This window comes from Paraglaciecola mesophila (assembly GCF_009906955.1).
Lineage (GTDB): Bacteria > Pseudomonadota > Gammaproteobacteria > Enterobacterales > Alteromonadaceae > Paraglaciecola > Paraglaciecola mesophila_A.
Map to the genome: position 1 here is coordinate 1,173,725 of NZ_CP047656.1, position 15,071 is coordinate 1,188,795.

At 44.4% G+C, this 15,071-nt stretch carries 11 protein-coding genes; 5 read left to right on the plus strand and 6 right to left on the minus strand.

Annotated elements, in window-relative coordinates; genetic code table 11:
- Nucleotides 1-179 precede the first annotated feature (179 nt).
- Both gap and FX988_RS04950 read left to right on the plus strand, forming a co-directional pair.
- On the plus strand, nt 180-1,175 hold the full coding sequence (gene gap, locus FX988_RS04945) for a type I glyceraldehyde-3-phosphate dehydrogenase (protein WP_160178601.1): 996 nt from the start codon (nt 180-182) through the stop codon (nt 1,173-1,175).
- A gap of 78 nt (nt 1,176-1,253) precedes the next feature.
- A complete protein-coding gene (locus tag FX988_RS04950; RefSeq protein ID WP_160178602.1) occupies nt 1,254-2,093 on the plus strand; it encodes a D-hexose-6-phosphate mutarotase in 840 nt (279 codons plus the stop codon).
- Nucleotides 2,094-2,222: 129 nt separating this feature from the next.
- Here the strand turns inward: FX988_RS04950 and pnp are convergent, their stop codons facing one another.
- From pnp to FX988_RS04975, 5 genes are all read right to left on the minus strand, one after another.
- Complete coding sequence (pnp, locus tag FX988_RS04955) at nt 2,223-4,334, minus strand: polyribonucleotide nucleotidyltransferase (protein WP_160178603.1); 2,112 nt, start codon at nt 4,332-4,334, stop codon at nt 2,223-2,225.
- Nucleotides 4,335-4,684: 350 nt separating this feature from the next.
- Nucleotides 4,685-5,986 (minus strand): pectin acetylesterase-family hydrolase, encoded by a 1,302-nt coding sequence (locus FX988_RS04960; RefSeq protein WP_160178604.1) that lies wholly within the window; start codon nt 5,984-5,986, stop codon nt 4,685-4,687.
- A gap of 335 nt (nt 5,987-6,321) precedes the next feature.
- Nucleotides 6,322-7,023, minus strand: coding sequence for an RluA family pseudouridine synthase (locus tag FX988_RS04965; RefSeq protein WP_201751633.1), 702 nt, complete (start codon nt 7,021-7,023; stop codon nt 6,322-6,324).
- A gap of 4 nt (nt 7,024-7,027) precedes the next feature.
- Entirely contained in the window at nt 7,028-8,563 is a 1,536-nt protein-coding gene (gene rmuC / locus FX988_RS04970) for a DNA recombination protein RmuC (protein ID WP_160178605.1), read from the minus strand.
- A 119-nt stretch (nt 8,564-8,682) separates the two neighbouring features.
- Nucleotides 8,683-10,206, minus strand: coding sequence for a fumarate hydratase (locus tag FX988_RS04975; RefSeq protein ID WP_160178606.1), 1,524 nt, complete (start codon nt 10,204-10,206; stop codon nt 8,683-8,685).
- A gap of 138 nt (nt 10,207-10,344) precedes the next feature.
- Between FX988_RS04975 and pabB the strand changes: the two genes are divergently transcribed.
- The 3 genes from pabB (at nt 10,345) to FX988_RS04990 (ending at nt 13,951) form a co-directional block, all read left to right on the plus strand.
- The gene (gene pabB, locus FX988_RS04980) at nt 10,345-11,844 is read left to right on the plus strand and encodes an aminodeoxychorismate synthase component I (RefSeq protein ID WP_160178607.1); all 1,500 of its coding nucleotides are present in this window, start codon (nt 10,345-10,347) and stop codon (nt 11,842-11,844) included.
- A gap of 4 nt (nt 11,845-11,848) precedes the next feature.
- On the plus strand, nt 11,849-12,442 hold the full coding sequence (locus FX988_RS04985; RefSeq protein WP_160178608.1) for a CoA pyrophosphatase: 594 nt from the start codon (nt 11,849-11,851) through the stop codon (nt 12,440-12,442).
- Between the two features lie 135 nt (nt 12,443-12,577).
- Nucleotides 12,578-13,951 (plus strand): L-serine ammonia-lyase, encoded by a 1,374-nt coding sequence (locus FX988_RS04990; RefSeq protein WP_160178609.1) that lies wholly within the window; start codon nt 12,578-12,580, stop codon nt 13,949-13,951.
- Nucleotides 13,952-14,073: 122 nt separating this feature from the next.
- On the opposite strand, the gene cysB is transcribed toward FX988_RS04990, so the two are convergent.
- Nucleotides 14,074-15,048, minus strand: coding sequence for an HTH-type transcriptional regulator CysB (gene cysB, locus FX988_RS04995; RefSeq protein ID WP_160178610.1), 975 nt, complete (start codon nt 15,046-15,048; stop codon nt 14,074-14,076).
- Between the last annotated feature and the right edge of the window lie 23 nt (nt 15,049-15,071).

Genomic DNA, 15,071 nt, shown 5'->3' on the forward strand with positions numbered 1-15,071 from the left:
CGCCGCAAGGCGAAGTTGAATACGTTTGCATTAAATAAATCTGTAACAAAATAACATTTTTAAGCGATTATTTTGCCTTATTTATCGATTTAGTCCATAATTTCGTAATTATATTTCACAATTAAGCTGTATCAGCTTAATTAGAGTTCGAACTTACGACCCGTTTAGAGGATGTATATATGACTATTAAAATTGGTATCAACGGTTTTGGCCGTATTGGTAGATTTGTTTTTCGCGCAGCATGTGAGCGCAGCGATATCGAAGTAGTCGGTATTAACGATTTGTTAGACGCAGAATACATGGCGTATATGTTGAAATACGACTCAACACACGGTCAATTTAAAGGCACTGTTGACGTTCAAGACGGACAACTTATCGTCAACGGTAAAACTATTCGTGTGACTGCAGAGCGTGACCCTGCAGCACTAGCGTGGGATGCCATTCAAGCTGAAGTAGTCGTTGAAGCAACTGGTTTGTTTTTAACTGACGAAACTGCTCGTAAACACATTACCGCAGGTGCCAAAAAAGTGGTGCTTTCTGCGCCATCTAAAGATGACACACCTATGTTTGTTATGGGGGTTAACCATGACACTTACGCGGGACAAGAAGTGGTTTCAAATGCATCTTGTACCACCAACTGTTTGGCACCATTGGCTAAAGTACTTAACGACAACTTCGGTATCGTTGACGGTCTGATGACCACAGTACACGCAACAACTGCAACACAAAAAACCGTTGATGGCCCATCAGCCAAAGATTGGCGTGGCGGACGCGGTGCGTCTCAAAACATCATTCCTTCATCTACTGGTGCAGCAAAAGCTGTGGGTAAAGTTATCCCTGAGCTTAACGGTAAGTTGACTGGTATGGCATTCCGCGTACCTACTGCTGACGTGTCAGTGGTTGATTTAACCGTCAACCTAGCAAAACCTGCTACCTACGAGCAAATTTGCGCAGCAATGAAGTCAGCGTCTGAAGGTGAACTTAAAGGTATAGTTGGCTACACAGAAGATGCCGTGGTATCTCAAGACTTTATCGGTGACACACGCACCTCTATATTCGATGCTACTGCCGGTATTGCACTTACCGACACTTTCGTGAAACTCGTATCTTGGTACGATAACGAAATCGGTTATTCAAACAAAGTATTGGATTTGGTTGCTCACATCAGCAAATAAGTTCATATCGCTTTATTGTAAAAAGGCAGTCATCTACACTAGGTGACTGCTTTTTTTTGATCTTAAGGTTCTCTCTTTATGCACCTATGTAAAACCGCATCTTTGCTCCCACAAGATGATATTAAAATGCTGATCATCGATAACGATTATGCCCATGCGACCATCTCGTTATTCGGCGGCCATGTTCTAAGTTTCATCCCTAAACACGACAATGTGCAACGACTTTGGTTAAGTAAAGAAGCCATGCTCGACGGTCAGCACCCAATAAGGGGCGGGATCCCAATTTGTTGGCCGTGGTTCGGCGCGCACGCATCTGAAAGTGGTTTAGCCTCTCATGGTTACGTGCGTACCCAAAACTGGCATGTAGTAGATTGTGCGGATGAACCCGAGCAAACAGTCGTTCGACTCAAGCCGAGTACAACACAAGGAGAGGGCTTTGAAGGTGAAACGCAATTGAGCTTAGTCTTGTTCATAGGACGAGAATTACGTATTCAATTGGTCACTGAAAACACCGGCAGCGAGCCACTTAGTTATACCTGTGCATTACACACTTATTTCAACATTGATGATATTAACCAGTGTGAATTAACCGGTTTAGACGGTGATTATTTAGATAAACTGCAAGATTATCAGCGTATCAGTACCCCTACCCCCTACACGTTTAATGAAGAAACGGACCGAGTGCATTTGGTTACCCCTGAGTCACTAACAATTGTCTCAGGGAATATTAAAACCTCTATTCAGTCAGTCGGCCACGACAGCATAGTCGTGTGGAATCCATGGGCTGACAAATCAAAAAGCATGCAGGATATGGAAGACCTGGGCTATAAAACTATGTTGTGTGTTGAAACAGCGGTTACGCAAGGCCAACAAGTATTACCAGGGCAATCCCATACACTAGAACAAGTCATTCGCTAGCATCCATATTCGGCTCATTTCATAACGTTTTATACCAAGCAATAAAAAGGGGAGCCAATGGCTCCCCTTTTAAATCTCATTAGCGCAGTATTATTGCTAAAGCACTTACCACGCTATTTTACTAAATGACTACTCGTTGCCTTCAGCGGGTGCTGCTGGCTTTTCTAGCAATTCTTTTATGCTCAAACGAACACGGTTCTGACGGTCAATTTCCATCACTTTAACATTAATGATTTGACCTTCGCTAAGATGGTCAGCCACTTTATTCACACGCTCATGAGCGATTTGTGAAATGTGAACTAGACCTTCTTTACCAGGTAGAATTTCAACGAACGCACCGAAATCAACAATACGTGTTACTTTACCTTCGTAGGTTTTACCTGCTTCAACATCAGCAGTTACCTGCTCAATTTTGCTGATAGCGATGTCAGCTTTTGCACGCTCGGTAGCGAAGATTTTGATTGTGCCATCATCTTCGATTTCGATGTTGGTATCAGATGCTTCAGTAATCGCACGGATCATCGCGCCACCTTTACCAATCACGTCACGGATTTTGTCTTGGTCGATTTTCAATGTGTAAATACGCGGTGCGAATTCAGACATTTCATCACGGTGACCAGAAATAGCTTGGTCCATCACGCCTAGAATATGCAAACGTGCTTCTTTAGCTTGCTTAAGGGCAACTTGCATGATTTCTTGAGTGATACCTTCGATTTTGATATCCATTTGTAGCGCAGTGATACCGTCAGTGGTACCGGCTACTTTAAAGTCCATGTCACCAAGATGATCTTCATCACCCAAGATGTCTGAAAGAACAACGAAGTTTTCGTCATTTTTCACAAGACCCATAGCAATACCAGCTACTGATGCTTTAATTGGCACACCCGCATCCATCAATGCCAAAGAGGTACCACAAACTGATGCCATTGAAGATGAACCATTTGATTCAGTGATTTCAGATACAACACGTACTACGTACGGGAATTCTTTTTCAGACGGCATAACCGCTTGAATACCGCGTTTTGCTAAACGACCGTGGCCGATTTCACGACGCTTAGGAGAACCAACAAAACCAGTTTCGCCAACACAGTATGGAGGGAAGTTATAGTGCAACATGAAACGGCTGTCTTCTTTACCGTTAAGGCCGTCAATCATCTGTGCGTCACGCTCTGTCCCTAAGGTAGCAGCTACGATTGCTTGTGTTTCACCACGCGTGAACAAAGCAGAACCGTGGGTACGTGGCAAAATTCCCGTCGCTACGTCAAGTGCACGGATCATCGCAGGGTCACGACCATCGATACGCGGTTGACCAGCAAGAATACGTGAACGTACTACGTCACTTTCAAGTTCATGTAAAAGCTCAGCCACTTCTTTTGCATCTTGCTCTTCATCCGCTTCAACGATGGCAGCAACCGTTTTGTCAGTTAATGCAACAATCGCATCTTTACGCGCCATTTTGTCAGAGATTTGATACGCCTCTGTCATTTCAGCTTCAGCAAGTGCTTTAATTTTATCTTTCAAGCTTACATTTGCAGGCTCAGCAACCCAATCCCACTTAGGCGTGTTCACTTCAGCAGCAAATTCATTAACGGCATTAACAACAGTTTGCATTTGCTCATGACCATACATAACAGCGCCCAGCATAACGTCTTCAGATAAGACTTCAGCTTCAGACTCAACCATCAATACAGCGCTTTGCGTACCTGCAACAACTAGGTCTAGCTGGCTAGTTTCAAGCTCTGATGTACGTGTATTAAGTACATATTGGCCGTCAGTATAACCAACGCGCGCTGCACCAACAGGGCCATTGAACGGCATACCTGAAATAGCAAGCGCCGCTGACGTACCGATGAGTGAGATAATGTCAGTTGGAATTTCAGGATTCGCTGAAACAACAGTGACGATAATTTGAACTTCATTCATAAACCCATCAGGGAATAATGGACGAATTGGACGGTCAATCAAACGAGACGTAAGTGTTTCGTATTCAGAAGGACGACCTTCACGCTTGAAGAAACCACCTGGGATTTTACCCGCAGCATAGGTTCTTTCTTGGTAGTTAACCGTTAATGGGAAGAAGTCTTGGCCTGGCTTGGTGTCTTTTTTACCAACAACAGAAACCAACACTGATGTGTCGTCCATGCTTGCCATAACAGCAGCGGTTGCTTGACGAGCGATTACGCCCGTTTCTAGCGTGACAGTATGCTGACCATACTGAAATGATTTAGTAATAGGAGTCATTATTTTCCTTTAAATTTTAACTAATGCTTTCTTTATCGCTTTTAAATGCGGCGCATAGTATAGCGGTAAGGCTGGGCTAAAAACAGCAACAAGGGGGAAATAACCCTGAAAAATAGGCATTTAATGTAACATGCGATTCGTTTTTGTGAGCAGGTGACATTTTTATGAAAGTTTTATGTACAAATTGGCAGCAATATCCGAAGTAACGCATGGCTATAACGAGAAAGTGTCAACGTGTTAAATGGTGTCAAGCAGCCAAGATAATCACCACGGGTCAATCGTTATCCTGTGGTGACTAATTCTAAAGCAGCGTGACTAATTCTAAAGCAGCACTTGTTTAATGCTATTTTCTATTGGCCTTCATAGGCCAAACTAATTGGATAGAACCACCTAGCATTCACAAAATAGTTAAGCCAACTTGTGAATCTTACCCCTTGGGCACTTCTCTCATCATAAAACGGATGTGGTTGCGCTTCGGTAGCGAAGTCATCCGTGAGTATGGTGTGAATTGAACCTTCACCGATATAATACTGATAATTGCGTGTGGTATCGGCAATTTGCCCAAAAGAGGCAGTCATGCGGGCATTCCAATCAGCAAAGTACAGATAATCACTAGGCTGCAAAGCCCAAGTGAACGGGTTGGTATTACCTTGATCAATTTGGTCCATGACTTTATTGAAAAGCACCTGCACCCCATCAAATTCCGTTGTGTATTGTGCAAAGCGACTTCTCGGGTATCGATAAGACAAACGCTGGAATAAATCGACATTCAAGTCCGCGGCGGTATAAGTTCCCAGTCCACTTCTAAAAATTGTCGGCAAGGTATTTTCAAAGTTCCACGGGCTACCGCTACGAAATACATCGTCAACAAACCCTTCAGATACAATGGATGCAGAAGCATCAGCAAATAACATAGCTTTAGCCCGAGGAAATGCAGCTTGTAAATAAGGGAAATTCAATGTCGCCCCATAGCCACCCGCACTTGACCCTGTCACTAGCATTTTATTGATGGCATTTTTATGCCAGCGACGCTCTTTAAAATGACTTTTCATCCAGTCTTGTACGGCTAAAAAGTTGTCAAACCCCTTATGTTTCACTGGTACAGGTGCACCTGGAAAACCAGTAATACTGCCGTCTACATCAGTGTATACAACTTCGCTTGACCCAGCATGGAGATCCCCCGTGCAATAAGGAATGAAGACTTTACTCCAATCTTTAAACGGATTTCTACGATTGCTGTCATCAAAAACACCACCAGCGTCGACTGGCGAGTTCTCTTGTAATATGGAGGGGTTATATGTAGGTCGATCACCTTCTACGGCCTCAAGCGCCAACGAGGCCACGCACGTGGCATCATTCCAACAAGAGCCGCCACCGTTAAAATAAACCAATACGTTCTTGCTTTTGCCTTGCTTAAAATAGAACTGAAATGAATTGTCTAACGGGGTTCCGTCAAGTGGATTTGGCACTGTGTCAAACGCACATGAGGGCGTGATTGTTTTTGCTTGGCCACTTGCATCAATTATCTCCATCTGAGATGCCACCGGTATGGTTTGCCATTCGTTTTTGTGGTGTTGATTGTGATGCTGCTTTGCTAACGCAGGCAGAGAGGTTAATAACACTATAACGCTAACTAAATACTTGCTTTTCATATACTTCACTCCGTGAGATAAAAACGCCAAACTAAAAAAACACCTATACAACTTGCAAGTATTTAAAACTATCCACCGAAGAATGCCCATCCAAATGCGCCCTCAACATAGAAGGCTTAAGGGATAAATCATCACTCAATGGAAGTAGATTTTATTTACCCTTCATTAGGTAAAAAAATTATAAACAGATTTGCTTCAAGGTTATACAAGAAATTGACGCTCTTTGGAGACATTAAATTTACGGAGTGTAAAAAATACTAACTATTTCATATTCAGATTAACCAACCTAATCTACATATGCCCACGTGATGGCAAAATGTAATGTTGGCTGAATATTAGAATCGACACGGCGCTTCAATTGTCATGGGCTGGTTTGAGTGAGGGTGTAAAAATTCAATCCAGGATGCATGGAGCATTAGACGCTCAGCAAGTTGTTCGCTCTCGCCATTCGCATACAAGTCACAGCCTAAAATTGGATGCCCCATCGCCAAACTGTGAATCCGTAATTGATGGGTGCGCCCCGTTTCAGGCGTGAACTCTACTCGGGTTCTGGGCGGGTTTTCGAGATACTCAATAACGCGGTAGTGGCTGATGGCTTCTTTGCCCTGTTCAAAACATAGTTTTTGTCGCGGAAAATTAGCTGGGTCTTTCGCTATAGGCACACTCACCCTGCCCTCGGGAACTTGTATCTTGCCGAACAACACCGCGGTATAACGCTTTTTTACACTACGCGCTTGAAATTGCTTGGTAAGCTCGCCATTGCTGCTTTTATTCAGAGCAAGTAGCAATACACCTGACGTGCCAAAGTCTAGCCGGTGAGCCATCAACGCAGTTGGAAACTGCTGTACGATACGGTAGTGAACAGAATCTTTATTCAAGGGATTCTTCCCTGACAGACTGAGCAAACCGCTAGGTTTGTTCACTGCCAATATATAATCGTCTTGGTACAAAACCGTCACCGCCTCAAAGCACGGCGGAGCAATAAAAGTATCGACTATAGGCGTCTCGACAACTTTTTGGGCAGCATCATTTTTCATCGTGTTACTCAGGTGCGTTACTGAGAGGATTTCGAGTATCCTCTAACGGCTCGTCATTAGGCAGTTCAAAGTCGTCATCTTGCAGTAAACGCGCATCGAGTTTTTTGTTTGACTGCACACCTAAGGCTTTAAATTTCTCAGCTTGGCGGATTAGATTGCCTTTACCTGTGGTGAGCTTATTCATGGCAGCATCATAGTTACGCTGAGTGGACTCCATAGACTTACCCACTTTTTCCATATCGCTGACGAATCCATGAAACTTGTCATATAGCTTTCCCGCGTTTGCGGCAATTTTCTGGGCATTTTGATTTTGATATTCGTACTGCCAAATATTATTAATGGTGCGCAGTGCCACCAATAGGTTCGTCGGGCTTACCAACATTATATTGTTATCAAAGGCGAGTTTGACCAGTTCAGGGGCATGCTCAGCGGCAAGTAAAAATGCCGGCTCGATAGGAATAAACATCAACACATAATCTAATGTTCGTAAACCTTTTAAGTCTTGATAATCCTTATTACCCAACTCTTTAATGTGGTTACGCAAAGATGCAACATGTTGATTTAAATAAACCTGCCGTGATTCTTCATGTTCTTCATTGAAATAGCGCTCATAGGCCGCAAGTGATACTTTTGAATCAATCACCACGTCTTTGTCATTCGGCAAATGCACCACCACATCGGGCTGATAACTTTTACCACTATCATTTTTAAGGGCGACTTGGGTATCAAACTCATGTCCCTCACGCAGCCCTGACTCCTTCAATACCCGTTCAAGTACCACTTCTCCCCAGTTTCCTTGTTGCTTGTTATCTCCTTTAAGGGCTTTGGTTAACGCAGCAGCGTCTTGGGTAATTTGTCGGTTTAACTCTTTTAAACCTAAAATTTCTGTTTTTAGAGAGGCCCTTTCTTGGCCTTCGCGCACATACTGATCACTGACCTGTTTTTTAAACCCTTCTATCTGGTCTTTCAATGGGGTCAGTAACGCATCAAGTCCTGCTTTACTGGACTGTTGAAACGAGTTGTTTTTTTGCTCAAAAATCTTGTTTGCTAGGTTTTCAAACTGCTGCTGCAAACGTTGCTCTGATGATTCAAGCGATGCCAACTTTTCGTCACGAGCAAGTTTTTCTTGTTCAAAACGGGCGGTTTTTTCTGCTAGCTCTTCACGCAAGTCCGAGGCGTGTTGCTGAATTTGCTGATAATGCCCCTGCCAACGTTTACTGTCTTGTTCGAGCTCGGGAATTCGTGCAACTTGCTGCGTTAACTGCCCTAGTTCATTTTGTTGACTTAATTGCATCTGACGTAAGTGCGTATTCTCACTGGTCGATGTGTGCAACGCCTCTTTTAAATCTAAAATTTGCTGCTGAACATAACCCTGGGTTTGCTGGTAATGTTGCTCTAACTGGTTTTTTATTTCTGCATGCTTGCGCCGAGATAACAGTGCATTTATCCACCAGCCGCTAACGATACCCAAGGCGGCGATAGTGCCAAGTAACATTAACAAATTGGGATCATCAAAGGAAAATTGTGCAAGAAAATTCATAGGGTAAAAGCGGTCCTGTAACTGAAATAAAAATGGAGAAACCAAAGCGTATTGGCGCAGAATGTAGCATAAAAAAAGGCGCCATTAATACGGCGCCTATTTTGGATTGAATGAGAAAGTTACGCGCTTGCGTTAGCTTCTTGTATTTTTACCTTCCAAATCGCCGGTCCAGTTTCATGGGCATTGGCCCCTGTGCTATCTACCGCAACGGTAACAGGCATATCTTTGACTTCAAACTCATAAATGGCTTCCATACCTAGATCTTCAAAGGCCACAACCCGTGATTTTTTGATGGCTTTAGATACCAAATAAGCTGCCCCGCCCACTGCCATTAAGTAAACCGCTTTGTGTTTGGCAATGCTATTGACGGTGGCCGGGCCACGCTCTGCTTTACCAATCATGCCGATAAGCCCCGTTTGCTCTAACATTAAATCAGTGAACTTATCCATACGCGTTGCTGTAGTGGGGCCGGCGGGACCAACCACTTCGTCACCTACTGCATCAACAGGACCAACGTAGTAAATGAAACGGTCGGTTAAATCAACGCCATCTGGTAACCCTTCGCCGTTATCCAACATGGTTTGAATACGCTTATGAGCAGCATCACGACCAGTTAACATCTTGCCAGAAAGCAATACGGTTTCCCCTACTTTCCACTCTTGAATATCTTCTTTTTTAACGTCATCTAAGTTCACGCGGCGCGTGTCTTTACTGACTTCCCACGTGACTTCAGGCCAATCGTTCAAATCGGGGGGCGTAAATTCAGCCGCCCCTGAGCCATCAAGATGGAAATGTGCATGACGGGTTGCCGCACAGTTAGGGATCATAGTTACAGGAAGTGAAGCGGCATGGGTAGGCAATGACTTGATTTTTATATCGACGACGGTTGTCAAACCACCGAGGCCCTGGGCACCAATCCCTAAGTCGTTTACTTTCTTAAAGATTTCTAAGCGCAGCTTTTCTTCAGTCGTTTGGGCGCCTCTGTCCATGAGTTCTTGAATATCAACGGGATCCATCAAGCTTTCTTTAGCCAGTACCGCTGATTTTTCAGCCGTGCCACCAATGCCTATACCAAGCATACCTGGCGGGCACCAACCAGCGCCCATAGTCGGTAATGTTTTGACTACCCAATCTGCGATGCTGTCATTGGGGTTTAGCATAACCATTTTAGATTTGTTTTCTGAACCGCCCCCTTTGGCGGCAATCATTACTTCGATACCTTCCCCTGGTACAGTATCGATGTGCACAACGGCCGGCGTATTGTCTTTGGTGTTTTTACGTGCGCCAGCAGGGTCAGCTACGATAGAAGCCCGCAATGGGTTGTCTTTGTTGTTATAAGCGCGGCGTGTACCTTCATCAACCATTTGTTGAACCGTCAGGTCAGTTTTATCCCACTGTACGCCCATGCCAATTTTCACAAAACAGGTCACTATGCCCGTGTCTTGACATAACGGACGTTTGCCTTCAGCTGACATACGTGAATTAATCAGTATTTGCGCCATTGCATCTTTCGCAGCCTGACTTTCTTCCTTGTTGTAGGCCTTCTCGACGGCCTTGATATAATCTAGCGGGTGATAATAGGAAATAAACTGCAAAGAATCTTCAATGCTATCGATAAAGTCCTGTTGACGGATAACAGCCATAGTTGCCTCTTGTTTGATGTGTCACATAGTTTCGACAAAGTCATGTCAAAGCGCTCGACAATTGTCGTTCGTAGGTCGCGCATATGATAACCTGTGATGATTGATTGCTCCACGATAAATCGCCTTCTACGTCTATCAATGCGTGTTTTAGGCAGTTATCAAACGATTGAACACGCTAAACTTAACGGAAATTCAGCTTTGCCAACCCTTACCATCACCCCGCTAACCGCGGCAAAAAACGTCAGTATGAGTCATTTATTTCAGCACTTTTCCAAGCAAGATTGGGCCATGTTACTCGACTCTGCGGACAGCACTCACATTGATGGCCGATACGATATGATGGTTGCCAACCCTATCGCAACACTCGTTACCAAGGGAAGTAGTACGCAAATTTGTTATCCGCAACAGACACAAAACAATTACCTTAGCCACAGCGATCCTATGTCTGTAGTGCAAACCGTGTTAGAGCAATGTTTAGGCAAACATGCTGATTTAAAACCAGCACCTTTAGAGCAAGCTTCGTCACTGCCCTTTAAGGCGGGCGCAATGGGCTATTTTGGTTACGATTTGGGCCGCAGGTTTGAGGATTTGCCGCAACAGGCTATGAACCCGTATTTGGCGCCTGATATGGCAGTCGGTATTTATCATTGGGCTGTCATTAAAGACAACCACACCCAGCAGTTTTACTTATGCCACTTTCCCATTAAACAAACCGACACCGCACCGACTGTGGATGAGTTAAACGCCTTATTAGCGCAAGATAGTGCTGAATATGATACTGGCCTTCAAGAGACGTTTGTTCTCGGTAGACAATGGCAGTCGAATATGGAGCAAAGCCAGTACGTTAAAAAAATAGACGCCATTCACGCCTATTTACATAGCGGTGACTGCTATCAAGTCAATCTGGCCCAGCGTTTTGATGCCCCATACACAGGGGATGAATACCAAGCATACTTACGCTTACGTGGTGCCAATAAAGCACCGTTTTCTGCCTTTATACGTGTTCCAGAAGCCGTGATTATCAGCATTTCACCGGAACGGTTTTTGTCGGTTGATAGACAGGGCAAGGTGCAAACTAAGCCTATTAAAGGCACTCGCCCGCGTTCTTCAGATAAAGCACTGGACCAGCAAAATATTCAAGCGCTGCAGCAATCGAGCAAAGATCAGGCGGAAAACCTGATGATTGTTGACCTACTGCGCAATGATTTAAGCAAATCGTGCGAGCCACACTCGGTAGATGTGCCCGCATTATTTGAAATTGAAAGCTTTGCCGCTGTGCATCATTTGGTGAGCACAGTGACCGGCCAAATAGCAGAGGAGCATACGCCTCTTTCTTTACTAAGAGGCGCATTTCCAGGAGGCTCTATTACAGGCGCGCCTAAAATTCGCGCCATGCAGATCATCGAAGAGCTAGAGCCTCATAGGCGTAACATCTACTGTGGCAGTATCGGATACTTAGGTATCCACGGGGATATGGACACCAGCATATGTATTCGTACATTATTACTCGAAGATTCACATCTATATTGCTGGGCAGGCGGCGGGATAGTGCTAGATTCAATACCGCTGGAAGAATACCAAGAAAGTTTAGACAAAGTGTGTAAAATACTGCCCGTATTAATGGAAGGGAACGTCTAAGCACATGAATAAGAATGAATTTATTTCTCGCTTTCATCATGCTCGCACCATTCAACCTGAAATGGACTATCCCCTGCGCACAGCAGGCAAACCTGCAGCTGTACTCATGCCCATGCTTGAAAAACAGGGGGAATTGAGCATGCTATTCACATTGCGCGCTCGCCACCTAAAGCACCATGCTGGTCAAGTGAGTTTCCCAGGCGGCAAGCAAGAACCAAGCGACGAAAACTTACTGCGCACAGCCTTACGTGAGACCCATGAAGAAATCGGTATTCACCCTCAATGTATTGACGTGATAGGCAGCCTTCCCCGTTATCGCACCGTAAGCCGCTATGAGGTAATCCCATATGTAGGCTTTGTGAGTATGCCCCTTGAATTAACCTTAGATACCAACGAAGTTGAATCCGTGTTTGAGGTTCCTCTTTCGTTCTTACTCGATAGAAACAATCATTTTATTCATTGGGTAAAACGTAAGAATGCAGTTCAGCACCCCATCTACTTTATTAAATGGCATGAACAGGTTATTTGGGGAGCCACAGCGGCCTTTGTGCGCGTGTTATCAAACCATATTGCACAAGACCTTTCAGCCCAGAACTAATACCTACTTTTCTTACGTTTATCGCAACAAAATCTTTACATTGTTTAATGGCAATATATCGAAATCGATAGTTGTTCCTTTGTCTACAAACCTGCACAATTAACGCCTCAATTATTCAAAAGGTTTTGCGTTTTTATGATCAGTGTTTTTGATATGTTCAGTGTGGGTATCGGCCCGTCTAGTTCACATACTGTGGGCCCCATGCGTGCGGCGAAAGAATTTAACCAACAATTAAAAACACAAGACCTTTTTGCCAAGACAGACGAAGTTCGCGCTGAACTATTTGGTAGCCTAGGACAAACGGGTAAAGGTCACGGCACAGGCAAAGCAGTGATCCTAGGTATGCTCGGCCATGCACCTGAAAGCGTAGATGCCAGTGCAGTAGATGGCATGCTCGAAGAAGTTGAAAAAACGCAAAAATTAATGTTAGACCAAGAGCGTTTAGTGAAGTTTGCGGCCAAAGACGCTATCGTTTTTCACCGCCGCAAAACCCTCCCCCATCATGCCAATGGCATGACCATTCATGCGCTACACAAAGGCGATATCATTGCATCCCAATCTTATTATTCGATTGGTGGTGGCTTTATTATTCGTGCTGAAGACTTTTTAGAGCAAAAAACCGCTGCCCTTACCTTGGTCGAAAAACCGGTACCGTTCGCCTTTTCCAGCGCAGAGGAATTAGTCCGCTTGTGTAAAGAAAATGGCCTTTCAATAAGCTCCTTGATGTACCGTAACGAACAAGTTTTTCAAACAAAGAATGACATTACCGACAAGCTTTGGCATATCTGGCAGGTGATGGACGAATGCATTCAAACGGGGATAAAAACGGAAGGTATCTTGCCTGGTGGCTTAAAAGTGACACGCAGAGCACCGGGTTTACACCGTCGCCTTCAAAGTGAGAAAAACGCCGACCCTATGGTGGCAATGGACTGGGTGAATTTATTCGCCTTAGCCGTTAATGAAGAAAACGCCGCCGGTGGCCGCGTCGTCACCGCTCCAACTAACGGGGCGGCTGGTATTTTACCGGCTGTACTGTGTTACTTTGACAAGTTTGTGCGTCCAGTAGACAAAGACATTGTTAGTCGCTACTTACTCACTGCTGCCGCAATCGGTATTTTGTATAAAAAAAATGCGTCCATTTCCGGTGCAGAAGTTGGCTGCCAGGGTGAAGTGGGTGTCGCCTGCTCTATGGCGGCGGGCGCGCTCACTGAGATAATCGGCGGCTCAGTGGATGCGGTCGAAAACGCCGCCGAAATTGGTATGGAGCACAATCTTGGCTTAACGTGTGACCCAGTGGGAGGATTAGTTCAAGTGCCTTGTATTGAACGTAATGCGATGGGCGCAATAAAAGCAATTAACGCCTCTCGCCTAGCCTTACGTGGCAGCGGTCAGCATAAAGTGTCTCTTGATAAGGTAATCAAAACCATGTGGGATACAGGTAACGACATGAAATCAAAATACAAAGAAACAGCCAGAGGCGGCTTAGCGGTAAACATAATCGAGTGTTAAGCGGTTTTCTCATACCAACGTAAACGTCAGATACACAAAAAGAGGCAATCTATTGCCTCTTTTTTTGTTTTAGGGTGATAAATGCCCGATAGATTCAGTTTCTAGCGCATTAATAAAGCAAGTTATTTAACAGGTAAGGTTAATCCTTTAAACATCCGCTCAACTTCGTCATTATTCTTCTGCATCATGGCTTTTTCAACCACACTCTTGGTTAAGTGCGGTGCAAAGCGTTCAATGAAATCATACATGTAGCTGCGTAAAAACGAGCCTTTACGGAAACCAATTTTAGTGGTGCTGTATTCAAACAAGTGGCTGGCATCTATTTTAACCAAATCGCTGTCTAGCTTTTCATCAACCGCCATAGATGCAATCACACCAATACCTACGCCTAAGCGTACATAGGTTTTAATGACATCGGCATCGGTTGCGGTAAAAACAATTTTCGGTTCTAGTCCTGCACGGCTAAAGGCTTGGTCTAACTCCGAACGACCAGTGAAACCAAACACGTATGTAACCAGAGAATACTGGGCGATATCTTCGATGGTTATAGACGTACTTTGCGCTAGCGGATGGTCTCGATTAACGATGATACTGCGATTCCAGTGATAGCATGGCAGCATCACCAAATCGTTGTATAAATGCAGTGCTTCTGTGGCGATGGCAAAGTCCGCTTCGCCTTTTGCTGCTAAATCACTTATTTGTGAAGGCGTACCTTGATGCATGTGTAATGACACACGAGGGTATTTGTTCATAAACCCTTTAATAACATCAGGTAATGCATAGCGAGCCTGAGTGTGGGTGGTCGCTATATTGAGCTTACCTTGATCAGGTAATGTGTGCTCTCTTGAAACCGCTTTGATGCTTTCAACTTTTGCGAGTATTTCACGCGAAATATTGATTACGTCTTGCCCTGCGTCTGTTACATGCGTTAAGTGCTTGCCGCTACGGCCAAATATTTGCACTCCAAGTTCATCTTCTAACATACGTACTTGCTTGCTAATACCCGGCTGAGAGGTGTACAAACTTTCGGCTGTTGCCGACACATTCAAATTATTGTTGAGCACCTCAACGATGTAACGAAGCTGTTGTAGTTTCATGGCAATGCCTTGATTGTTATATT